General features: G+C 61.0%; 24 protein-coding genes. 5 read left to right on the top strand and 19 right to left on the bottom strand.

Going from position 1 to position 21484, the window contains the following annotated elements; translation table 11 throughout:
* Nucleotides 1-145 precede the first annotated feature (145 nt).
* The 9 genes from AABE10_RS35170 to AABE10_RS35135 form a co-directional block, all read right to left on the bottom strand.
* Nucleotides 146-352, bottom strand: coding sequence for a hypothetical protein (locus tag AABE10_RS35170; protein WP_342937665.1), 207 nt, complete (start codon nucleotides 350-352; stop codon nucleotides 146-148).
* Nucleotides 353-378: 26 nt separating this feature from the next.
* The gene (locus AABE10_RS35165; protein WP_342937664.1) at nucleotides 379-564 is read right to left on the bottom strand and encodes a hypothetical protein; all 186 of its coding nucleotides are present in this window, start codon (nucleotides 562-564) and stop codon (nucleotides 379-381) included.
* A 74-nt stretch (nucleotides 565-638) separates the two neighbouring features.
* The gene (locus AABE10_RS35160; protein WP_342937663.1) at nucleotides 639-2963 is read right to left on the bottom strand and encodes an SMC family ATPase; all 2325 of its coding nucleotides are present in this window, start codon (nucleotides 2961-2963) and stop codon (nucleotides 639-641) included.
* A complete protein-coding gene (locus AABE10_RS35155) occupies nucleotides 2951-3529 on the bottom strand; it encodes a hypothetical protein (protein ID WP_342937662.1) in 579 nt (192 codons plus the stop codon). Before AABE10_RS35155 ends, AABE10_RS35160 begins: the two co-directional genes overlap by 13 nt.
* Nucleotides 3530-3738: 209 nt before the next feature.
* Nucleotides 3739-5121, bottom strand: coding sequence for a metallophosphatase family protein (locus AABE10_RS35150; protein ID WP_342937668.1), 1383 nt, complete (start codon nucleotides 5119-5121; stop codon nucleotides 3739-3741).
* Entirely contained in the window at nucleotides 5099-5299 is a 201-nt protein-coding gene (locus tag AABE10_RS36560; protein ID WP_428983429.1) for a phage filamentation protein Fil family protein, read from the bottom strand. Before AABE10_RS36560 ends, AABE10_RS35150 begins: the two co-directional genes overlap by 23 nt.
* 41 nt (nucleotides 5300-5340) lie before the next feature.
* Nucleotides 5341-5772, bottom strand: a complete 432-nt coding sequence (locus AABE10_RS35145; protein ID WP_342937661.1) for a hypothetical protein — start codon at nucleotides 5770-5772, stop codon at nucleotides 5341-5343.
* Nucleotides 5773-5933: 161 nt separating this feature from the next.
* Entirely contained in the window at nucleotides 5934-7364 is a 1431-nt protein-coding gene (locus AABE10_RS35140; RefSeq protein ID WP_342937660.1) for a hypothetical protein, read from the bottom strand.
* Nucleotides 7361-7627 (bottom strand): DUF7696 family protein, encoded by a 267-nt coding sequence (locus tag AABE10_RS35135; RefSeq protein ID WP_342937659.1) that lies wholly within the window; start codon nucleotides 7625-7627, stop codon nucleotides 7361-7363. The genes AABE10_RS35140 and AABE10_RS35135 overlap by 4 nt, the downstream gene beginning before the upstream one ends.
* Before the next feature lie 629 nt (nucleotides 7628-8256).
* On the opposite strand from AABE10_RS35135, the gene AABE10_RS35130 reads away from it, so the two are divergent.
* The 5 genes from AABE10_RS35130 to AABE10_RS35110 all read left to right on the top strand — a co-directional run bounded on the left by AABE10_RS35130 (nucleotide 8257) and on the right by AABE10_RS35110 (nucleotide 11314).
* Nucleotides 8257-8883, top strand: coding sequence for a DUF1845 domain-containing protein (locus AABE10_RS35130; protein WP_342937667.1), 627 nt, complete (start codon nucleotides 8257-8259; stop codon nucleotides 8881-8883).
* A gap of 59 nt (nucleotides 8884-8942) precedes the next feature.
* On the top strand, nucleotides 8943-9848 hold the full coding sequence (locus AABE10_RS35125) for a hypothetical protein (protein WP_342937658.1): 906 nt from the start codon (nucleotides 8943-8945) through the stop codon (nucleotides 9846-9848).
* 12 nt (nucleotides 9849-9860) lie between these two features.
* Nucleotides 9861-10253: a polymer-forming cytoskeletal protein gene (locus AABE10_RS35120; protein ID WP_342937657.1), complete on the top strand. Its 393-nt coding sequence runs from the start codon at nucleotides 9861-9863 to the stop codon at nucleotides 10251-10253.
* Between the two features lie 39 nt (nucleotides 10254-10292).
* A complete protein-coding gene (locus AABE10_RS35115) occupies nucleotides 10293-10811 on the top strand; it encodes a hypothetical protein (RefSeq protein ID WP_342937656.1) in 519 nt (172 codons plus the stop codon).
* Between the two features lie 239 nt (nucleotides 10812-11050).
* Entirely contained in the window at nucleotides 11051-11314 is a 264-nt protein-coding gene (locus AABE10_RS35110; RefSeq protein WP_342937655.1) for a hypothetical protein, read from the top strand.
* A gap of 129 nt (nucleotides 11315-11443) precedes the next feature.
* Here AABE10_RS35110 and AABE10_RS35105 read toward each other — a convergent pair whose 3' ends face one another.
* From AABE10_RS35105 to AABE10_RS35060, 10 genes are all read right to left on the bottom strand, one after another.
* On the bottom strand, nucleotides 11444-12163 hold the full coding sequence (locus AABE10_RS35105; protein WP_342937654.1) for a hypothetical protein: 720 nt from the start codon (nucleotides 12161-12163) through the stop codon (nucleotides 11444-11446).
* Between the two features lie 55 nt (nucleotides 12164-12218).
* Entirely contained in the window at nucleotides 12219-13274 is a 1056-nt protein-coding gene (locus AABE10_RS35100) for a hypothetical protein (RefSeq protein WP_342937653.1), read from the bottom strand.
* Nucleotides 13271-14962 (bottom strand): ATP-dependent helicase, encoded by a 1692-nt coding sequence (locus AABE10_RS35095; protein ID WP_342937652.1) that lies wholly within the window; start codon nucleotides 14960-14962, stop codon nucleotides 13271-13273. The genes AABE10_RS35100 and AABE10_RS35095 overlap by 4 nt, the downstream gene beginning before the upstream one ends.
* A 13-nt stretch (nucleotides 14963-14975) precedes the next feature.
* Entirely contained in the window at nucleotides 14976-15797 is an 822-nt protein-coding gene (locus AABE10_RS35090; RefSeq protein WP_428983428.1) for an ATPase, read from the bottom strand.
* Between the two features lie 393 nt (nucleotides 15798-16190).
* Nucleotides 16191-16796, bottom strand: coding sequence for a DUF4400 domain-containing protein (locus tag AABE10_RS35085; RefSeq protein ID WP_342937650.1), 606 nt, complete (start codon nucleotides 16794-16796; stop codon nucleotides 16191-16193).
* Entirely contained in the window at nucleotides 16786-17070 is a 285-nt protein-coding gene (locus AABE10_RS35080; protein ID WP_028369233.1) for a hypothetical protein, read from the bottom strand. Before AABE10_RS35080 ends, AABE10_RS35085 begins: the two co-directional genes overlap by 11 nt.
* Nucleotides 17027-17545: a hypothetical protein gene (locus AABE10_RS35075; RefSeq protein ID WP_180727424.1), complete on the bottom strand. Its 519-nt coding sequence runs from the start codon at nucleotides 17543-17545 to the stop codon at nucleotides 17027-17029. Before AABE10_RS35075 ends, AABE10_RS35080 begins: the two co-directional genes overlap by 44 nt.
* A 10-nt stretch (nucleotides 17546-17555) precedes the next feature.
* The gene (gene traD / locus AABE10_RS35070) at nucleotides 17556-19427 is read right to left on the bottom strand and encodes a conjugative transfer system coupling protein TraD (protein WP_342937666.1); all 1872 of its coding nucleotides are present in this window, start codon (nucleotides 19425-19427) and stop codon (nucleotides 17556-17558) included.
* Nucleotides 19427-20794 carry a TraI domain-containing protein gene (locus AABE10_RS35065; protein ID WP_342937649.1) on the bottom strand — a complete coding sequence of 456 codons (1368 nt, stop codon included), beginning with the start codon at nucleotides 20792-20794 and terminating at the stop codon, nucleotides 19427-19429. Before AABE10_RS35065 ends, traD begins: the two co-directional genes overlap by 1 nt.
* Nucleotides 20791-21484: type IV secretion system protein (locus AABE10_RS35060; protein ID WP_342937648.1), on the bottom strand; the 694-nt coding region annotated here is incomplete at its 5' end. The genes AABE10_RS35060 and AABE10_RS35065, both read right to left, overlap by 4 nt.

The following is a 21484-nucleotide window of genomic DNA, read 5'->3' as shown; positions in this document are numbered from 1 at the left end:
CTGCAACGGACTGCTGTTCCCAGAGCAAACAGCCAAGCGCCAGTAACGCTCCAATCACAGCCGCGGTTGCAATCTGCTTTTTCATGATCGCCTCTAAGTTTAAGCGAGAAGCCCCGACGCTCTGTCGAGGGTCGGGGCATTCGCGTCAGGAGCAGGTTTTCGGATGGGCGGCCGGGAATACCAGCACGCGACCATCCTTGCAGAGAACGAAGTCGCCCGGCTCGCCCTTCGGTTGCTGGACGACAATAGTGGGGACAGGCTTCGCCGTCTCGACCCTCGCCTGGGGTTGGGACGAGCAGGCGCACAGCGATGAACTGCCTGCTGCAATGAGCAGCATCAAAAGGTTGTTCATGGGAAAGACCTCACAGGGGCGGCCGCTTACGCGGCGTGCGATTCCAGGGGGATGCTGGCGTGAAGCGTCACCCACTTTCCGTCGACGAGAACGTCACGCATGAGCGTGCCGTTCAGGACGTAGGTGTGAGTGGTGCCAACACGCGGCGTTGAGGCGCGGACCGACACCGTGACGGTTTCGATACGCGCGTACATGTCTTGCTTGGATTTCATAGCGTTCCTCGTTGAAAAAAAGCGAGGGAACGCCCCTGTGGGGAGCGGTCCCCACAGGGTTGAAAAAGCATCGTTCAGGCTGCCGCTAGCGCGGCAACATCAATCACGGCATCGGCTTCTGCGACAAGATCGGGCGTTTGCGAGATGAAGAACTCGCGCTCATACCCGCCCTGCCGCAACACTTCCCGCTTCATCCGCATGAACTGCAGCTTGCGGTGCGGATCGAGTGGACCATCGGACTCGTCGCTGAACAGGGATTGATACGGCTGACCTGCGTTGCTAGCTAGGTACAGCGCGATCCCTCGCGTCAGACACTCGTTGATCCAGACCTTCTGGCCACCCGACATCACCGTGACTGGCTTGGTGCTGTCGTGATCGGCGTCGTGTACGAGGATTTCAAAACCCTCGCGCAGTTCGCCGCTAGCCAGTGCACGCTGAGTCTGGATCTCGACCGTGAAGCGCATGCCGTAGCATGCGAGCAGCAGGTCGTTCACCATCTTCGTTAGCGCAGGTCCAGCATCGTCGATCGTCAGCGCAATCACTCCCTCGTTGCCGAGGCCCTTGGCCAGCAGCTTCCAGCGAGCGATCTCGTCCGAAATGCGCTGGGCACGCGATTGCGTCGCGTCGAAGCCCCCGAGTTCGGTTGCGATGGTCTGCCGCTCGACCTCACGTGTAGCCTGGGAACGGATCAGGGATTCGATCCGTGCTTCGGCCGCGGTGATGGCTTCACGGCATTGCGACAGTTGCCGGTCGATGTCAGCGATAGCGCCGGTCACATCGTCGACGCCGAGGCGCGCGACTTCCGTGTCCAGTTCCGTCGCCTCTGTCGTCAGCTGCAATTGCTGCGCCTCCCGGCGAGCATGCAACGTCGCTTCCTCAGAATCGAGCGCGGCCAGTTCTGCTGTGGCCTTGCTCAGTCCCTCGGTTGCGGCATCGAGCAGCGGCTTGCGCGCGGCGAGATCCACGGCCTTCTGCAGATCGCGGCGTGCGGCCGCAATCTGGTCGGTGACCGATTTCAGCTCCGCACGTTTTCCCGCAAGTTGCTGGACCTCGGGCGTGAGCTTTTCGACAGACTCACGTTTCGTGCGGAACTCGGTACGAAGGTTGGTGAGCGAAATGCGTTGCTCATGCACTTTCGTATCGGCCTCGCGCGCCTGCGCAAGCAGCGGGCAGGTGTTGTGCATCTCGTGGCCGGCACACGGCACGGTTCCGATCACACTCGCCTGCTGTTCAAGGGCTTTTAGAAGCGTTGCCCGTGACGACCCTTCCGACTCCAGCCCTTTCAACCGGGACGAAGCCGACGTCAGTTCAAGCTGCTTTGCTTCGAGCACATCGATAGCCGCCTGAATCGGCGCAATGCGGGCTTCCTCCGCAGCGATGCGTGCCTGTGCGGCGTCGCGCGCCGCGGCGGCTCCAAGAATCGCCTCTCGCTGCGCGATCACAGCGTTGTGCTCCGTGACCGCAGCGCGCAAGGAAGTGCGCCGCTGTCCAAAACGGCGATCGTCAGCGGTCGCGTCAGTAGCGAGCGTTTGCAGCGCCGTGGCGATCTGACTGCGCCGCGTTGCCAGTTCGCGTAACCGGGCCTGTGCGCTCGCATTCGCTGTCTGTTTCGCCACAAGCAATGCGCGCTGGTCGGTCAGGGCGACAACCTTGACGTTCAGCGCTTCGCGGCTCTCGCGAGTTGACGCTACTGACTGAACATCGGAAGCGATCGCCTGATCGATCTGTGCAAGCCGGTCACGTTTCGCGCCGAGCGCAACTAGTTGCTGTTGCGTGGCGTCCAGCGTGCGGCCAAGCACCTTCGCGACCTCGCTGGCTTGCGCCGACAGCGTACGAAGATCGTCGATATGCAGGAGTTCGGCCAGCAGCGACTTGATCTCGCTCGCTCCATAGGAGGCGAGCGGACGCCGGTTCTGCGCCGAAAAGACGCTGGTGAAAAACGACTCCAGCGATCCGCATACCGATTCGACACACAGATCGTAGGTTTCCGCCTTGCCGTCAGAGACAATGCCGTCGCCCGTCTGCATGGGTTGCCATTTGCCGTCCGCGTCACGCCAGGCCAGGAAATACTCGGCCTTGCCAGTCTTGCCGGGCTTGCGAAAAGCGAACGATGAGCGGTAACGAACGCCGCCGTGCTCCCATTCGAACTCCTTCAGTGCCTGCACACCGTAGAGGTGATCCCAGTAGGAGAATCCATCGACGGACAGCTTCGTCGCGCGGGAGGGCATGATCCGGTACGGATGGAGGTTGTCCATGAGGGTGGACTTCCCCGCCCCGTTCGGGCCCGTGAGCGCAATCAGGCCGTTCGGAAGCGATTCGAGATCGAGCGTGATGCTGTCGCGTTTCATCCCGTCCCGAACACCGATAAAGCCGGTAAGTGTCAGCGTCAGTGGGCGCATGGCTGCACCTCCGGCGCGTCAAACAGATAATCGGAAGGCAGCCACGGCGCGTCGTCCTCGCTGGAGAACATCCTGCCAACGACGGGGTCGGGCATTGCGGCACGCTTCGCCGCTTCCGCTTTAGCCGCTTCAGCCGCGGCCGCAGCCTCGACAACCCGCTTTTCAAGCGAGCCATCAACGGCATCTTCGACGGTCTTGCAGACGGCAGCGTATTCGGAACTGGTGCGCCGGATCAGGCCGTCCCAGTTGTCCACGCCAGTCAGCGCGAGCAGCTCGCGCGGCCCCCACTGGCTTGCGTATCCCGTCTCGAACGACCAGAGCAGGTTTTGCATCTGGATGTCAGGGACGACGGCCAGATCGGACTGGTCCACGTTGACGGCCGCAGCGAGGATGAGAAATCGCCCGGACTGGGCAATCACCGCACCGCGATGCTCGCCAAACGGCGTGTGAAAAATGCCAGCGTTGAATCCGGCGTGGGCCGTGAGGACCTTGCCGATATCGCGTGGCGCGCGCTTTGCGCTGAAATGCCGGACCCATTGGGCTCCAGCAGGATAAAGACCAAACATGATGACACTCCGCAGAAAATGGGCGGAGTGCATCCCGGAAGGGATGAATCCCCGCCAGGGTTAAAGACAAAAGATGGATGCAGCGAACTGCGATCGATGCGTCAAAGACGCGGGTGAACCTTGTTTCGGTAGCGCACGTCGCGGCGCGCTACCGGAACACGGCTGTGTTCCGCGCGAGAGTGCCGTGTTGGCCACTCCCGCTATGGCGGCTAGGCCGCAAACAGATCATCGTTGAGCCAGTCGAGCGTCGATGCTGCGGGAGCCGACTCTGCCGGTTGAGGCTCGGCGGCGGGTGAAGCGTCTTCCAGCATCGGTGTTGATGCCGCCGGATGCGGCAGCACGACGGCGAGGGACGGCGACTGCGCCAGCGAATCAATGCGTTCCAGCACACCGGCAGCGATCGCTTCCGCGTCGCCCGAGGCGAGCAGCTGCAATCGCTCCTGCAGCGGGGCGGCTTCGACATTGGCCAGATCACACCAGCGAGCGAGCTTGCCTTCGACAGTCGTCTCCAGGCTGATGCCCTGGGCACGGCTGCGCACGACAGGCAAGATCCGGGCTTCTACCTTGAGATCCGCCGCACCGGCAAACAGCGCCTTGATGGCTTCGCGGTCGACCGCCTGCCGATGCTCCTCGTCGATCTGCCAGCGCACCCGCACGAACTTGTCGCCGGCGGCCGCCGCAATCTCTTCGAGCCGCGCCATGTCGGGTGGCCCGTCGAAATCGATGCAGATCATCTGGCGTGAAGGCGTCGGAACCAGCGTCGCCGTCGCACTGCCCGGCTCCACATTCCATGCGAGATAGCCCTTATCGCCCTCCTCGCCGTAGTGGAACCGCCCGATCGATCCGGGGTAGGCGACGAGCCTGCTATCGCGCTCCCACTGCTGCTCCTTGTGGATATGACCGAGCATGAATCCATCGCATTCGGCATCAAACAGCGCCGTCAGAGAGAATTCGTGATCGAAGCCAGCCATAACGACGCCATGCTCGGTCGTGCAACCGTTGACAGTGCCATGCGACACGCCCACCGTCCGGATTCCCGAAGCGCGAAACTGCCTGTTCACCCGGCCTGCCGCCGCCAGAAATGCGGCAAGCACATCGCCCAGTCCCGTACCTGCCTCGAGCGCGCCAACGCTCGCGGCAAGCTGGCCCTTGTTGACCGTGGGAAGGCAGGTGAACACGACTTCGGGGTTCAGGTCGATGAACTGGCGCAGCTCGTCATCGGAAAACACGGGCCCTTTCGACGCCCAGAACCGACCATCGATCAGCGCGACCTGAGACACGCGGTCCGCTACGAAGATCTGATGCGTGCCGCCCATGAGCGCGAAGTTGTCGAGCGTGCCAGGAGGCTCGTGCGAAAACGTGCCCTGAAGCATGAGAACAGGCATCGAATTGGCCAGCCGGTGAACCTGAGTGGCTAGCGAATTCAACGACGGGGCATGGGCGTCGAGACGATGGTCAGTCGAGTCGCCCGAGATCACGCCGACCTCGGCGCCGCGCTCGATCGCATCGCTGACAGCGAAGCTAAAGCACCGATCCGATTCGATCAGATTGTCCGGCGCGTAATGCAGATCAGAGAAATGTGCGAGTTGCAATTTCGCCTCCAGAAATAAAAATGGCCGCCCGTGGGCAGCCTGGATGGAATTGACGTCCGCAAGGACGTGTGAAAAAGAGGTGGCCGTGATCACGGCGTGATCTTCGATGCGCGGGATGCGCGGTCGAAAGCGTTTGAGCAAACGACGGTTCGCTTGCTAAAGCGGTTTCGTCGTAGATGAGAGTAGCCAGCGCAATGGCTGGCTATACACGGTAGAGCGTCAGTTGAGCAGCGACTTGCCCGATGACGAGAACTGCCCGGTTGCAGCGTTCCAGTCCAGCGAGTTCACGGCGTGCTGCAAGGCTTCATAGAACAACTGGTTCGCGACGGTCTGACTGGGCGTGGCCTTCCGGTTAATCCGCGTGCTTATGCCGCTGTTCGTCGAAATGACGTGGTCCGCGTTCATCACGGACACGTCCGCCCACGCCAAATTTACGCCATCGAGGACGACCGCATCACCGTCTACGTGAATACGCAGATGGTGGGCGTTCAACATGGCACATTGTTCGTCGCTGATCGGATAGCCGCCCTGCTGGTTGATGATGTTGCGCAGCGGCTCCGTCGTAATGTCCTGCAACGAACAGGAAAACGCCGGTGCCGCCGACAAACCAGCAATAGCGGCGACGAGCAGGGTCTTTGCAAGCTTCTTCATGGTTCCTCTTGGAAAGTAGTGCCTCTACGGCACGGATGGCCACTTGCGCGGCATTTCGATGCGCGGGATGCGCTGTCGAAACGATTTGAGCAAACTCAGGCTTGCTGAAATGGTCTCGTTGGAAAGGCGAAGGAAGCCAGCCCCGAAGGGCTGGTATTGCGTTAAAAAAGATCAGCGAGAGATGGCCGCGGCTTCGCTGCGTCGATCTCACGATCAAGCTCGGCAGGATCAGTCAATGCCTTGATCAATCTCTCGTTCATGCGATCGACGTCAGCCATTCGCTCGGACCAGCCGCGCCCAAACACACTGTGCGCGTATATCCGGAAATCCTGCTTCCGGTCTTCCGCGCTCAGGCCCAAGCGCTGAAGCAGGTCAGACATGCGCTCACGTTTGTCGGACAGCGACTCGGGCGCTTCGCCTTCGCTACTGTCGTGAACCGACAGAACGTGATGCAGGAGCGGACCGCTAGCAGCCGCCGTATCCGTCGGATTCCCGGTCGGGTGCTCCGACGGCGAAGCTGCCGGTTGCGTCGAGGCAACCGCCGGCGATGCGCCACCAGCTTCGGAGGCCTCGTTCGGTTGCGTCGCCAACTCACCCGACTGCTCTACGACGTTGACGATCGGAACCACGTTACCGCTGGCCTCGATCAAGGCAACGGCCTGATTTGCGGCGTCAAGCGCAGGAACCGCATCGTCGGCCGCATCCAGCAGCGCACCGATGTCAATGTCGGCATCAAGCACGGTCAGAGGTTGCGTGGTTCGGACAGCCTCGCCGTTCTCGTTGATCCGCGTGATATCGAACTCCCGCTTCGTGATCCAGAATCGCGTACCTGTCAACTTGCCTCGCGCAAGCTGTACGGTCTGCATCGCCGAGTAAGCTTTCTGAAGCACATAGATCGAGTTGGTCGGCAGTTCGATGAGACCAAGACCCTTGATGTCCGGCACGGCGAAGATGAAACTCGCCGACAGGTTGCATTGACGCGCCTGATACTGCGGACACTGTTCGGGGTCGCAGATGCCGTCGGGGATCGCCTCATCCTGACGGCGGATGACTGTGCGGCCGCCGAAGTGCCGAACGGCACGTTGCGCACGTTGATCGCGGGCGACCTTCGCATACGTCATGCAGTACCGGATGCCGTCACGCTCATACTGTGACCAGAACTTCCGGCCATTCATACCGTAGACGGTCATCTGATTCGGCAGATTCTGCATCCAGTCGTTGAACGCAAACAGCACCGGGAAGCGATATAGCTTGAGCCCATCGCCGCGATCTTCGCCGTAGAGTTTCAGGATCTCGTCGGCAACATCGGGATTGGTGAAGTCCGACCGGCGACAAGTAAAGTACGGCGTGTTCCTCGGCGCGAGTGCGTTTTTCAGGTTGCATTTCGATTCGAGCGCCATCGCGATCGCGTCGAACGATTCACCTGCTGCGACCATGCTGTCGTAAAGCTCAACCGCGCGTGCATTGCCGCGTGCTCTCGAGGTGAGAACCTTGATGCCCGGGCGAATGTGCCCGATCACCGGCGGACGCATGGCCCGTTCTTCAACGACGCTGCGAACAGGGCCGTTGACCAGATTGACTACTGCGTTCATGAGAGTTTCCTCGCGAGAAAGAAAATGGCCGTTGTCCGCAACTCACCGGCTGACTGCTCCAGTTCGTGTGCTGCCGCCTCTCCGCGGCGTTCGGCTACATGGGAAAGAAAGACGCGGCGTTCCGGATCGCTGTATTTCGCGACCTGGGCAACCTCGCAACGCTGTCGCCATGCCGGCGACGTGGTATCGGCATACGCGCGCTCTTCGTCGATCGTGCGGCTGATCGCTTCGGCTATGCGCTGGTCAAGACGGTCAGGAAGCAATGAAGACCTCCAACGGGACAGAAACAGAGGACGAAAAAAAAACGCGTCCCTCGGTATGAGGAACGCGTTTCGGGATTCGATGGAAATGACCCGAGCGCCACAACCCTTCCGGGGTCGTGGCGCTCAGGGAGCCGCAAGGCTCATATACGAGGGCGTAAGTCGCCCTCGCGCAGCATGGTCACGCTGCGCAACAGCCCATTTTCGGAAAATTCATTCCGCCGCAGGATCACGGTTCAGTCCACTTCGATCGTTCTACCCAGACGGGCTCTGGAGAGAGAACACCCGATGTCCGGGTCCGAACGATGTCACGGCGCAAATGAATGCGGCCGGTGACGAGTTTTATGACTGAATGAATGGGGAGCGCGGGCTAGGCGCTCATCAGAAGAAAATTCCACACCAGTTGCCAGCTGGTCGGAGCATGCGCAGAGGCACGGCTTGTACAGAAGATGGACTCCGGGCTAGCCGGGTCAGTGTCGATGCGTCAGCGACGCAGGAAGTAGACTCAGTATTGCGCAAAATCTGGCCAGCAATGCCCCGAAAGATCACGAAAACAGTGCAGCTTTTGACCGCATATCGTCTGACGTGGTCGCGCAAAATGGCCGGTGAGAGAGACCACCCGAAAAATTCACATGGCCGCAGTTCTTGAACAGACGCCGGAGCCGGACCCGCGCCCCGACATTGCACCAGATCATCCAGCACCGGGCACGCTCGCGCAACCTCAGCAGTCCCCTGTTTCGGTAGCGGCGAGTAGTGGCCTGAAACCGATTGAACGTCTTACGAGCGATTCACGGGTTGCGCGTATCAATCCGGAGTCGGATGCCAAAACCGTTCTGCGCTACTCGTCCCTGTTCGCGCGGAACTACATTCGCTCCGACTACAACTTCTGCGCGGCGAAGATTGCCGTCGCGCGCGGTGGAAAAGTGCGCGCGCTCGAGGCGGCGCTGCGCGAGACCTCCGAGTGGCTGCGCAAGACCGAGCAGTGGTTACTGCGCCATAACGCGCGCCCCATCGAACTGCCGCACGACCTGATCGAATTGACGATCACGCGGCCGCTCGCGGGATTGCTCGTCCGGTGTCTCACGCAATACGACCGTGTGTACGTCCGGGCTACCGAGCGCGTCGTACTGGGCAAGATCACTGGCGACGACCGCGCACGCATCCTCAACAACGCTGAGCGCAGGCTCAAACACATCGTGCAGATCTGCATGCCAGATAACGATCAGTACGACCTCGTCGGCGAGCGACGCGAGCAATAGCGCTCCGCCATTCTTTGCAGACCATGACAGCGTCCGGCGCGACTTGACTTCGCAGCGGGATGGCTACGCTCGAACTCTGTCACAGGAGAGAAATGATGGACCTAAGGGAAATTCAGGCACTGCACGCGCAGTACACCACCCAGCCGGTGATCATCGACATTGCCAGTCATACGGCGGCCATGCCCGCCCTACCAGCCCCCGATGCCGGACCGGGCCCGCGCATTCGCGCCCTGGCCTTCGCCGGCGGGTTGCGCAAGGCGGGCAAGCCTGCACTCATCGCGCTTGCCATCGCAGCCGTTGCGGCGGGCGGTGGGATGAGCATCGCACGTATCTGGCACGCGATGCATGAGACCGTGGTCGCCCCAACCGCCGCTGTCGCGAGCGCTGCGAAGCAGGCACCCGGCTCGGTCCCGGCGAGCGGGCCGCAAGGCGAGATGCCGATCGACGTCAATCCTGCGCGACCGCTGACGTCGAGCGATTTCGACACGCACAGGCCCGTCGCTCAATCCGCGCTCGCCAATGTCGACGCGCGTTCGCTCGCGGCAGCCAATTCCAATCCGGCGGTCGCACAGACTGTGCCGACCAGTCGCCCCGCCGCCGAGAACGTGGCTGCTGCGGCGTCCCCCATTCGAGCGCCGCGACAGTCGCCACCAGTTGCACCGGTGAGTGCTGTTGCGACGCCCTCGCCGGCTGGCCCGACGACGCCGCCCGCGACAGCGGAATCACAGATGCGAAACCAACCAGCGCAGCCCTCCGCCGGAGCCTCGTCGACGACACAGGTCAAGTCAGCTGCGGCCACGACGCCTGAAGCACCCAAGCCCGAACAACGCCCGGCATTGCGCCCACTGCATCGGGTTACCCATCACGCGACCACCGCCGCAAATAGCGAGACATCGCCTGAATCGGCCGCGCCCGCTCAACCCAAAGCACAGCCCGCCAAGTCTGGCGACGTACAGCTCTTTTGAAGAGGCATTCTGATGAAGCCGCAACCGCTTAATGTCACGCTCCTGTCCGCAGGTCTTTCAATCCATGGCAATGTCTTTCTCGATCACGGGATCAGCAGCTTTGCCATCGTCGACGGAAACATTGTGTCGAACTCTGGCCTCCTGCATATCGGTCAGGGCGGCATGGTTAAAGGACAGGTGGAAGGCGAGCACGTTCGCGTGGACGGCACGGTCGAGGGCGACGTGCACGCGCGCGGAGTTCTGGAAATCAACGGCCGGGTGATTGGGAACGTCTATTACTACGGGACGATCCGTCTCGGACCGCGCGCATCGCTTGAGGGCCAGGTCAAACGCAAAAGCGATCTGACCATCGAGAACGCCGCAAGCAACGTCCAGCAGCTATCGCGCACGGCGGCAAGCGTCTGACCCATCGACACCTACATCCACATGACACTCAGGACTCTCATGATCCACATTATCAAAGTTCTCTCGCCGTTCATCATCACTGGCGCGGCCATCACCTGTGCGCACGCCGAAGCAACGTCGCTGCAGCAACAACTCGACGTCGCTCTGTACAAGGACGGTCACCAGATCGCGACGGGCACCTCGATCATCAAGGATGAAATCGTCGGAAAAGCTCCCTACACGATGCGCAGCGGCACCGAGATCGGCTATGGCAAGTGCACCAAAGTCGGCAACGCAACCAGCCTCGCGAGCGACAGCGTCTTTGTCGGGCTAGCCATGTTTATCGATCCCGTTGTGGTCGACGGGACCAGGGCGAAACTTTCTGTCAGCGTTCAGGACCCAGAGTTCATGGGCAAGCACGGAGACGGTCCTGTCGATTGCCGATCTGAAACCGTCAGCACGAAGGGTCTGAAGGTCAACAAGGTTATTGTCGACATTGCAGACGGCCAAAGCATCGATGTGCCGCTCGGTGACCCTCACTATCGTCTCGCACTCAAGCTGCACAACCCGGATCTCTGACCATCGCGCGTAGTAAATGCAAAGGGGCGCCTTGGGGCGCCCCTTTTTTTTGGCTCTTCCCGGATTTCCGGGGAGACCGATCCCGGACATCGGTCGTCCGCGCGAGTAACCGGAAGGACAATGGACGCCGCACGCCTTCGGCGTGCGGCTGATAGCGCCAAACGCCCGCTATTATCCGCCCGAATTCCTCGCGCGGCTTGCCGGACGTATATGCTTGTCGCACCGAAGCGAGGCTCAACATGGAAAAGCTTGAGGCGGAAAGGCGAATGCTGGCTTTGGCTAACCGTCACGTCGCTGAGGGGCGGCGGCGCATTGAAGCGCAAGCGCAAATTGTGGCTGAGTTGCAGGCTGCCGGGCTCGAATCGTTCCGCATGGCTGATGCACTGCTGACGACGATGCGCGCGTGCCTGGATAGCATGCTGACACACCGGCGCGTGCTGGAAGACGAAGTAGAGCGCCTGGAAGAAGTCCGCGCGACATTGGCAGAGGGTGACCTCAGGTAGGTCGGTCTGGAACAGAAGCTAGCGCGGCGAGTCCGCGACAGATTGTAGAGTGTTGGAGCGGCGGTAATGATTTAACCGCCGCCTTTCCCCGGAAATACGCGAAGAACCTTTTTTTGGGTTGCTGGCGAATCAGGGCCACTGTTCTGCGTCACTGCGAAAATAGAGCGCCTGGTAGCCCGGCATATACACGAGTTGCTCTCGCCGGTCGACCGTCATGCCTCGGGCCTCAAGCCACAACGCCAACCATTCGAGCACCCGCTCAAGCGCGTGCTCGTTCGTCTGCGCCGCGAACCGCAGCGTGTGATGCACGGCGAGCCTGTTGAACGGAGTTGAGTTTCCGAGCCGCTGGAATGGAGAGGCAAGATAGTTTCGCTTCCACGCGAGCGCGAAAAGGTCCGCCATTTCATTTGCTTTGACGAGCGGCGCGACCTCGTGCTCCGCAGTCGCGACCAACAGTGCGCGCTGCTCCGGTCCATGTTTTTCCCGTCGGACGCCAAAGCCGTGTAATACCGGCTGATTGGCTGCGTGCCAGGACGCGAACACATCGTGAGTGAGCCAGAATCGCACCCGTATCGCCTCGTTCAACCATGCCCTGCACTCATCGTTGTCCGTGAGACAAAAGCCGGCGACCGCCAGTGAAGCCCAGTCATCGCGCCCGACCGCATAATGGAATCCTTCGCCGTCTGCGTGCCACGAACAAAGCGCATCGGAGTCCGCTATGGAGCGATCAAAGCCGTCGGCGTGCCGTCGATGCAAATCGCCATTTGCTGAAAGCGCGGCAGTTCGCGGGACGAGTGCGTTAGACGAGGCCGGGACGTAGCCCAGGCTTCGTATTAGACGGTCGAGCATTGCGACTCCAGATTAATCGATGAATGCCGGCTGGAAGAATCGGCAAAAGCGTTTCTCAACAGCAGCATGTGGGCGCCAATGACTGGACATTTACGCGTCGCAGATAGGCGATGATATCCATGTGTTCAACGCTCCCATGCGCGACAAGCTGCTCAGCCAGTTCGACCAACAGTTCCCGATTACTATCAAGGAATATTCTCAACTCGGCTCGTTGCCGCTCTTGAAGCGAGTGAATCGTGTCGCGGTTGATCTGACGCTGCCAAAAGGTCACCGGGAAGCGGTAGAACGCATCAGCGTGCCCTGCGGTCGCATAGGCCGTTGCGGCAGAAATCCAGTCGGCGTAGTCCTGGCCGCCCCCGTTTGCCCGTGCGCCCAGGATCAGGTGTTCGGCTTCGAGGCCTGCCAGCGAAATCAGCATGGCAGCATAGGCGTGATGCTGGGGAATTTGCATTGGCTTAAGCTGGACAGCCCCACCTTCCGGCGCTTCGTCCGTGATGACGGGCCTGAGAAACACACGCATCTCGTCTGGGTAATTCGGTAGAAGGCTGAAGGCGATGGCGTGTCCAGCTTCGTGAACAGCGACGCGCCATAGCTCTGCGGGCGTTTGACGGTATGCCATCGTCGTTGCTGTCCACTCGAAGGCGGGACGACCGCGTGTTCCGAACAGTGCTTCTACGCCAACGAGAAGCGCAATTGCAAATAGCGTCGGTATGACCGAAGTCGGAATCTCGTACGTTGCCACGAGCAGTTCGGAAACTTCGGAACCAAAGAGCTGGAGCAGTTGAATCGAAATCAGAATACCCAGGGAACGACAAGTGGCTTTTCGTAGTCCCCGGCCGAGGGCGAGCCCCAGTCCGACCCAAAGCCCTCCGATTACGCCTAAGTTCCAGCAGAGCGCATGGATTTCTGTCCCCGCGTGAGATGGGCGTGGAAACAGCAAGATGCCACAGGCAACTATGGCCAACCAGGTAATCTCGTCCCCCAGTATTCGCGAGATAACCTCCGGGCGCGTCGGCGCGAGTATGCATCTGGGATTACCCATGGCGGAGCCTGATAAAAAGGGAAAGACGACAGTTGAATTGGTGCCGAGGATCGTCTCGGCGAGAATCACTGAATCGCAGACTCGATGAGGAAGCGTGAAACTGGATTCTTCTTGATGGTTGCGATGGTCAGGCCGTCGCGCGCACGGGTCATCGCAACATAAAAAAGGCGGCGCTCTTCCGACTCGGTGCTCTTTTCGTCCGGCACGACGCCCTCTTCCGCTCGCGAGATCCACACGTGGTCCCATTCCAGCCCTTTCGAACTGTGCATCGTTGTCAAGACGAGCGCATCCTTGGTTGGCTTGTTGTTGTCGCGGCGGAGGTATTCGATCCGCTCCGCGAAGGTGCCAGAAAGTCGCGATATCACGTCGTAGGTGCCCTGGATCGCGCGGATGGACTGGTCTTTCTTTGCGTACGTCATCATCAACTCATGCACGCCGTCGAGCACGAGCGAATAGAATCTCCGTTCGCACATCGCCTGCCATTCGGAAAGGCGTTTCATGAAGCTGCGATAGACCGTCGCCGTGTCTTCGGGCAGACCAAGCGCGACAAGATCCTTCTTGAGACGTTGAACGAGCTCTGGCCCCATGTCACGGTGCAGCACGGCAAGAAGTGGTGTGCTCACGCCCATGTAGCCGAAAACCGCATCCAGCCCGTTCTGCTTGCGCCCTTCCGCGATGCCGAGCAAGTTGCACATGAGTGCGCCCTCCGGGCGATTGAGCACGGAACTGCCGGACGCACGGAAGTAAGGAACGCCGTGCGAGCGGCACACGGCCTCGATCGGGTCCAGAATCCGGTTCGTGCGCGCGAGGATTGCACACGATTTGCCCGCCTTAAGGAGCGGATGCAACGTCTCGACGGCCGCAACGGCGTCCGCATATTCGTCGTCAGACCGCTTTGTTGCAACGGAGCCGCCGGGTCCACGATCTGCATGGAGCAGCTTTGCGATCCGGTCGGTATTGTTGCGGATGACACGGTCCGCGGCAGAGAGAATCTCGACGTGGCAGCGATAGTTCATGCCTAGCACCACCTTTTGGGCGTTAAAGGAGGACGCGAAATCTTCCATGCCGCGATAACCAAGTGCCGCGCGGAATCCGTAGATGCTCTGGTCGTCATCACCGACGACAGTCACCCTTGCATTGGCCTTTGCGTGCAGTTCAACCCAGCGGTATTGCAGCGGGTCCGTGTCCTGGAATTCGTCAACGAGCAGATCGGTGAAGCGGTACGGCGCGATGTCGCCCGCTTCCATTCCCGCGACAGCGAGGCGCAGCATGTCCTGAAAATCGATCTTGCCATTGCGCTCAAGCGCGGCCTGATAGGCGGCATAGATCTGCGCGTCTTCGGTGCCCGCCTGTACCCGGCCGAAATTGGTCTTGATCCGCTCGATGGTGGGTACGACCTCTTCGGGCTTCCACGCGAGACCCAGCTCCGCGATGACACGCGCAATGAGCCCCATGCGGTCGCCGTCCGTCGCGATGTCGCGCTTGCCCAGTTGCTTGAACGCGAGCGAGTGAAACGTGCCCGCGATAAGGCGCTTTCTGGCGCCGTCACCAGCAAGCGCCAGGATGCGGTCGCGCAGCTCGACTGCCGCGTCCTTGCTGAAGGTGACAGCGCCGACGATCGCGGCGGGGTCCGCGAGCAGAAGCGCTGCTTTCGCCGCGATGGTCTTCGTCTTGCCAGCACCAGGGCACGCGATCGCAACACAGTGCTGGCGCAGTTCCGCGACCTCGCGCTGCTGCGGATTGAGCCCGTCGAGCATGGTGGCAGTCCTGTTAGCGGCCGCGCACCGTGGTCATCAGGCGCAGGTGCGTCATGTAGCCGCGCACGCCGATCGGATGGAACTTGCGCAGGAAGCGCGTCGTTTCCTCGTCGACGTCGGACTGGTCGCGCACGCCGTTCCAGACGAGAAAGTCGAAATGATCCATCACCTTGTCGAACTTCATCAGCAAGGACAGCAGGCGCATTGAGAAGCGCGAGTATGCTTCGACGCTGATCTCGAGCGACGGCTTGGTGACGCTTGGCGCAAACACGATATCGCCCTGGTTACGCAGGCGGGCTTCCGTCTTTTCGCGGAAGCCCTGTGCGACGCTCAGTTGCTCGTCGACATAGGCTTCCAGGTCGCCGACGTGCTTTTCGAAGAACGCCGTGACCACACCCTGATCCTCAGCGCCGAATGTCGAGCGGCCGAAACGCTGCATGTTAATGCTCATCCGGTTCAGATACGGCCACCATTGTTCGAACAGCGGCTTGAGGCGCGTGTGATTCAGGCGAACGGCGGCCTGGACCACGGCTGCGCCCGACAGCTGTCGATCCATCAGTTCGCGGCCGATCTCGCGGCGGCGCTTCACGATAGCTGCGCGTTCCGCCGGCGAAAGATCGCGGAACATCTTTCGCGTGCGGGCGACCTGCTCGCGCTTTTCCTCAGCTTCCGTCTCGCTGATCATCCCTTCCTTCTGAAGGGTTGTCGCCGCGTCTTCCATCTGCTGCAGTTCGAGTTCGATCTCGCCACCGTCAGCGCCGTCGGTCGTTGCCGGGCCGTCGTTGCCGGTCGCGTGAGCCGCAGCGCCCGAGGCATGCTCCGGCGCGCCCGCCATGGTGGCATGTGCGGCCGCGTGATCGCTGGCAGCGTCGAGGTTCGTCTCTTCCGTGATGGTGGTCATAGTGAATTCAGTCCTGTGGAAAGTGCGCCCAAACGCGCGTGGTACGACCTTATTGTTACGACGCTACGGACGGGGAGACGTCCGAAACATGGTCGATTTCAATTCGCTTTTGGGGAGATTGCGGCGAAGACGCAAGCGCTCACGGTTGACGAGCGCGGATCGGACGCAGATACGGTCGCTCTCTGCATCCTGAGGATGGCGTTGTCGTGCGGATCGCTGTGAATGCGCATCGCGGACGGCGGTAGCGCGGAGAGGTAGGGAGCCGAGCCGGCTCAGGTGCCTAACCCGGAAAGCTACATGGTTTGCAGCAGCTTTCCGGGAAAAGTGTTACTGGAACGAGGAAGCTGCCTTCCACAACAGCGCACCGAGCACTGCGGCGACTGCGATCCAGTATTGCGCGAGCACCGGGAACGGCGCTGCGAGAACGGCAAACGTCATCCCGAAAACGAGGAGGATGCCGTGCCCGGCGAGGTGGAAGGAAAGTGGACTGGCGAAGCCGGCTGCTGACGCCTTGATCTTGCGGCGCACTGAACCGTCAACGAAGGCCGCTGCGCAGAAGATAAACGTCCCGATCACCCACAACTTCATGACGCTCGCACGATAAATCACGCGATACACCTCGAGCCAGAAGTTGTGGACCCATCCATGGGCAAATTCCGACACGCCTGCCTCGCCGATTTCGCCCGAGCCGGATGCATCGAGGGTCGCGCGGATGATCCCGGAATCAACGAACCAGCGGCGGAACCGATCGTTGGTGAGTGCCACGACGTCGTCGGCACGCTCGACGCCCACCACGCTCTGAACCGACTCCGCCTCTTCTGACGGCACAGAGAACAGCGCCCGGTCTGGAATCGCGGGCATGACAAAGAGCGCCAGCAACGGCACAAGGAAGAACCACCACTTGACGTGGGAGGCGAAGCGGCTACCGGCCATACGCTTGCATCCCCCACTGGACCAGCTCGGGCACAAACTGCCACAGCATGTACAGCGGAAACAGGATCAGGCCGAACATGCCAGCGTAAAAGTGGACGGGACGCCGCGAAATGAAAAGCGCCATTCCGTATGCCCGCGCGCCGGCGCCGCGTGAGAACTCGGCGGGGCGCGACTCATCCAGTCTGTCCTGCGAGTTGGCCGTGCCCAGCGCGCGGCGCGCGACGTCCAGATCAACCCTCGACAGCTTCGCAATCAGAATAGGTGTGAGCGACATCGTAGTCCTCGAAGTAAAGCCGGAAGTTCTCGCCCGTCAGTGCGCGTGCTGCCAGCTGGAAAGCCGCTGAACGCTGCGTGATGACTTCCGGGCAACGCTCTTCGACCATCTCGGTGCCGCGCGCTTCGTGCCGCGCCTCGAATTCCGTGACGGGTTCGAGCATCGGCGGCCAGACATAGTAACGCTCGCCGTCGCGCGCGACGTAGCGCTTCGCGTACAGCAGATTCGCGTGGCAGAAAAGCCCCTGCATGAACGCGATGTGTGGATTGCCCGTCTTGCGGGTGCGCTTGTACGCGGCGATCGCGGTGTCGAGCATCTCCTTGATGAGCGGCTCCGACTCGCCCATGAATTTCTCCCCGATGAAATCGGCCACGCGTGCGCAGGCGAGCTCCAGTTCCGGCGCCAGCGTGAAGACAGGGATCAGGCGGGACGACAGTTTGTGTTCGCGAATGATTTTTTTGAATACGGCAGACATGCGTAGGTTTTCAGCCTTGAAGGATTGGAATGCGGCCCTGGTACACGGCAGCGCCCGAGATGCGCATGAAATACTGCAGGTTGGGCAGACTGTGAATCAGGCGGGTTGGAATCAGCGGGGCTTTCTCCAGTTGAAGTGAACGCGAAACACCACCGGTAAATTCGCCGAGGTGTGCTTCCGTCCCGGTACTCGTACTGCCAGTGATCGTGATGTTGCGAATCGCCGTCTCTCCGACCTTGTCGGAGAACCACTGTGCTGTATCAGTGTCTTCGAGTCTAAGGATGATCTGGTTGTTCAGGTTCCCCAAAACCTGCAGCATTTTGGCGGCGTTTCCGAGTTTCGCCTCGAGGTCGGCGCGCGTCTGGAAGGCGACGAACGCCTTGAAGCCCGCACCCCGCCCCTTGTTGAGGATCTGGATCACCTGTTCGTTGATTGCCTCGGCCACCTCGTCAATGATCAGGACCACGTCGGGCGGCGTCTCGTAAAAGTTGTAGATCGAGCCGCAGACTGCCGACACGTCAGCCAGCAGCATTGACGCAATGGCCTTCGCCACGATGCTGTTCGAGAGCGAATCGAGGCCGATATGCAGGATCGCCTTCTGGCGGATCACCTTCTCGATGGTCCAGACCTCGCGCTCGTCTTCGAAGTCGTCGACCTTCGGCGCGAGCATCAGGCCCGTTTCACCGGTGGCCAGCATCTGGAGCAACGGGAGTGCCGATGCAATGATGCGCATGTAGTGCTCGCGGTCATGCGTGTGCGTGGCTATCAATCCGTCGATCGCTTCATGGCCCTGCTCCTGCGATGCGAAGCGTGCGTTGTACAGGCCGATCATCCCGTCGACGAGCGACGCGGCGTTGTTGCGTTGTCCCTGACGAGTCGTTTCCGTTGCGACTTCCGTTTCCCAGCTGGTCAGTCCTTTCTCTGCAAAGAACCGCCGCAGCGCCTTTTCCAGCAGCGGCGCAATGCCGCCCTGTGCATATTTGAGGATCGAGCGAAGATTCGGCTTGTCGCCGATGTACAGTTCACCGTTCACCGAGCGACTGATGAACAGATAGGCGAAATCACGGAAAGGCCCCTCTTCCATCAACTGCGCAATGCGGCTGGGAATTTCCGATGGCTGCGACCAGCTGTCGAGTGGTTCGAGCCGGACGGACTCGGACGGCTTGGCCTGATTGAAGTACAGGAATTTCCGGCCGGTTCGCGCGGCTTCTTTTTCCGCACGCAGCTTCCAGTCCTTGTCATTCTTCGGGTCGACGTTAATCAGCACGTCACCGAGGTGGATGACCTGCGTCGAGATCACCTCGTAGGTGCGGGTCTTGCCCGAGCCAGTGGTCCCGCCGACGGCCGTGTGCCCGCCCATCGACTTGTAATGGAATGGCACCAGCGCTTTCTTCGGCTCGAGCCCGTGAATCCAGGACGCACCCTGCGGCATGCGATCGCGGATGCTGTCCTTCGGCGCGAAGAGGCCTTCGATCGCATCTTCAATCTTGCGGCCCGTCCTCGTCTTGTTTAGCCACTTCGGCAACCCGGGAATATCCGTCGTTGGCATGCGCAGGATGTCGTGCGCGATCTGGCAGTGCTTCTGCGTCCATTCGAACCCGATGCCGAGGTACATCGAGTTCGCCTCCTCCTTCATGCGCTTCTGGATCTGCAGCAGCTTGGGGATCTGGAGTGTCGTCAGCCACTTCGTTGAAATGGCCATGCGGAACTTCAGCGCGCGCCAGATCTGCAAAGAACGCATCGTGAGAAACGCGAGCGCGACCAGTGCGAATATCCACGCGAAGGGCATTCCCGACAGGGGCAACATGACGAGCGCCGCCAGCCAGAACACGGCCGCGCGAAACTCGTAGATCGGCCTGAAATGATTGATGTAAGGGGTGATCATGCGGGTCTGTCGAGAATGAGTTGGCCAGCACGCGGCGTCAGCGTGATCTCGGTCGCCTCATCGGCGACCATCAGACTGCGCTTGCGCATATGCTCGACGAGGGTGCTGCTGCTGACGCCGTATCCGCCAACAAGGCGCTTCGGGAGCACGAGACCCTTGTCATTCCATTGCACCGCTGCTTTTCCTGCTGCGACGTCCTCGCGCAGCGCCTGAAACAGCTCGCGCACGAGATTGGGCACACCTTTGAGCACTTCGTCGAGGTCTCCCGGCGGCGCCGAATCGCGACGGGCGCCGATCGACTGCGCCGGAGCCTTCATGGCGCTCGGGTCGACTGCTGCAGGCGCGGAGGTGGCCGCGGTAACCGGTGTTGCTGGCGGGATGCCCAACGCCTCGCGTAGCGTCTGCGGCGACGGCTTCCCATCTCCCGCTGAGACAGCCGTCGGTTGGGACTGCGGCTGCGGCTGCGCCGCCGGTGACGTGTCAACGGGATGGTTCGTCGGCTGCGTCGCCGATGGGCTCTCTGGCGAGGGATCGGGGTCGATGGACGGTGTCACGGCTGCGGCTGCTGGCGGTGCCGCAGGTGCGGGCGCCTGCTGAGCAGCAGGCGCTTGGGCTATCACCGGTTCCAGCTCGGCTGCCACGTGCACGGCTGACGGCACATCGAATTTCACGGGCGCGAATACGGCGCGTTGCGCCTTGCGGTCGAATTCGTCGGCGGTGCTCACACCCTGGCGGACGACCTTATGCAGCACCGACTCGGCCCCGAGCGGCTGCATGTTCGGATTGATTGCGCCGAAAAGGTCCGACAGCACCTCACCATCCAGTCCGGACAGCAAATCCGAGCCAACCAGAATCTGCGCCAGCATCCCCGTGCGCATACGCTCGACGGCCAACGGTTGATCGCGGCGTGAGACACGATATTCGGAACCTGCCAGCCATGCGCCCGCCGCACCGTGCACCGAAGGATTCCACGCCTGCTGGTCCCTGTCGCGCTCGATCACGAAATGCCGGTACGGTTCGTCAAGCCGGGAACAGACTGCTGCCAGAAACACCGCGTAGTTGTATTGCGGCTCGACGCGGCGGCGCTTTTCCGATGGCAGGCTGGTACCGAATTTCTGTCCGCCGGCGAGGCGCATCGCGTAGAAGGCGGTTTCCACTGTGCAACGGAATGCGCCGCCAGGCTCGCGATACAGGTCTGGCCGGAGCGGCAACGACGAAAACCAGCCAGCGCACGAACGCAGGACGCTCATCCATCTGCGCTCGAAATCGGCCTTGCTCACTTCGTTTGCACATTGTGCAATCAGATCGACGCGTCGTTCGTACTGCGCGATCAGCGCATCGGGGGTGATCAGGGTGTGCATCATGGCTTAGGTATGAGCTTCCCGAGAATGGCACCGCTCGCATTTGCCCCCCCACCAAACATCCCCGCGATTTTGGGAATTTCGAAGGAGACGAGAAACACAAAGAAGGCAAGATCGAACACCTGCGCAGCCGCGCCCGCCGTCGTCAGGCCTAGTTTTGCGGCGTCCTGGACCGCGTTCACCATATTGTGTGTCACGAGCCGCATCAGGATCGCGGCAACGACGATATACATGCCCGCGCTGACCATGTAGTCGAGCCACGTCTTGAAGTAGCCGCGCGTGAAGGAAGAAAAGCCGAGCGCAAACGCGATCTGGCCCATCACCACGCCCGCCGCGAACTGTAATTGCCCGATGTTGATAAAGAACACGAAGATGATGGCCGTGATCGAAAGCAACGCCCAGGCGAAAAACAGCGGGACCGTCGCAATAACCACGTCCGGAATCATTGTCAGATGGAGGCCGATCCCGGACCATGCCTGAACGGCCGAATCGAAGACCTGACCGGCCGCATTACCCATGATGCTGAGCGCACTGGTCATGTCTGCGCCGCCGATGTCGTTAGCGAGGGAGACGAACCATTTATAGAAGTTTGGAGCCCAGCTCGCGAAACCGACGTAGATCGAAGCGAAGATGCCGAGAGTGCCTAGCTCTTCAAACAAGGCGACCCACGCCATGACCGGGTCTTTCGTTGCG

Origin of the sequence: Paraburkholderia diazotrophica (genome assembly GCF_038900755.1) — a bacterium.
Taxonomy (GTDB): domain Bacteria; phylum Pseudomonadota; class Gammaproteobacteria; order Burkholderiales; family Burkholderiaceae; genus Paraburkholderia; species Paraburkholderia diazotrophica_A.
Note: the sequence above shows the minus strand (reverse complement) of the source record. Positions and strands in the feature narration are given on the sequence as shown.

What these genes read in the sequence shown, in the direction of transcription:
- AABE10_RS35170 (WP_342937665.1), bottom strand. Translation starts at nt 352, where the DNA reads ATGAACAACCTTTTGATGCTGCTCATTGCAGCAGGCAGTTCATCGCTG.
- AABE10_RS35165 (WP_342937664.1), bottom strand. Translation starts at nt 564, where the DNA reads ATGAAATCCAAGCAAGACATGTACGCGCGTATCGAAACCGTCACGGTG.
- AABE10_RS35160 (WP_342937663.1), bottom strand. Translation starts at nt 2,963, where the DNA reads ATGCGCCCACTGACGCTGACACTTACCGGCTTTATCGGTGTTCGGGAC.
- AABE10_RS35155 (WP_342937662.1), bottom strand. Translation starts at nt 3,529, where the DNA reads ATGTTTGGTCTTTATCCTGCTGGAGCCCAATGGGTCCGGCATTTCAGC.
- AABE10_RS35145 (WP_342937661.1), bottom strand. Translation starts at nt 5,772, where the DNA reads ATGAAGAAGCTTGCAAAGACCCTGCTCGTCGCCGCTATTGCTGGTTTG.
- AABE10_RS35140 (WP_342937660.1), bottom strand. Translation starts at nt 7,364, where the DNA reads ATGAACGCAGTAGTCAATCTGGTCAACGGCCCTGTTCGCAGCGTCGTT.
- AABE10_RS35130 (WP_342937667.1), top strand. Translation starts at nt 8,257, where the DNA reads ATGGCCGCAGTTCTTGAACAGACGCCGGAGCCGGACCCGCGCCCCGAC.
- AABE10_RS35125 (WP_342937658.1), top strand. Translation starts at nt 8,943, where the DNA reads ATGGCTACGCTCGAACTCTGTCACAGGAGAGAAATGATGGACCTAAGG.
- AABE10_RS35120 (WP_342937657.1), top strand. Translation starts at nt 9,861, where the DNA reads ATGAAGCCGCAACCGCTTAATGTCACGCTCCTGTCCGCAGGTCTTTCA.
- AABE10_RS35115 (WP_342937656.1), top strand. Translation starts at nt 10,293, where the DNA reads ATGATCCACATTATCAAAGTTCTCTCGCCGTTCATCATCACTGGCGCG.
- AABE10_RS35110 (WP_342937655.1), top strand. Translation starts at nt 11,051, where the DNA reads ATGGAAAAGCTTGAGGCGGAAAGGCGAATGCTGGCTTTGGCTAACCGT.
- AABE10_RS35105 (WP_342937654.1), bottom strand. Translation starts at nt 12,163, where the DNA reads ATGCTCGACCGTCTAATACGAAGCCTGGGCTACGTCCCGGCCTCGTCT.
- AABE10_RS35095 (WP_342937652.1), bottom strand. Translation starts at nt 14,962, where the DNA reads ATGCTCGACGGGCTCAATCCGCAGCAGCGCGAGGTCGCGGAACTGCGC.
- AABE10_RS35090 (WP_428983428.1), bottom strand. Translation starts at nt 15,797, where the DNA reads ATGGCGGGCGCGCCGGAGCATGCCTCGGGCGCTGCGGCTCACGCGACC.
- AABE10_RS35085 (WP_342937650.1), bottom strand. Translation starts at nt 16,796, where the DNA reads ATGGCCGGTAGCCGCTTCGCCTCCCACGTCAAGTGGTGGTTCTTCCTT.
- AABE10_RS35080 (WP_028369233.1), bottom strand. Translation starts at nt 17,070, where the DNA reads ATGTCGCTCACACCTATTCTGATTGCGAAGCTGTCGAGGGTTGATCTG.
- AABE10_RS35075 (WP_180727424.1), bottom strand. Translation starts at nt 17,545, where the DNA reads ATGTCTGCCGTATTCAAAAAAATCATTCGCGAACACAAACTGTCGTCC.
- AABE10_RS35065 (WP_342937649.1), bottom strand. Translation starts at nt 20,794, where the DNA reads ATGATGCACACCCTGATCACCCCCGATGCGCTGATCGCGCAGTACGAA.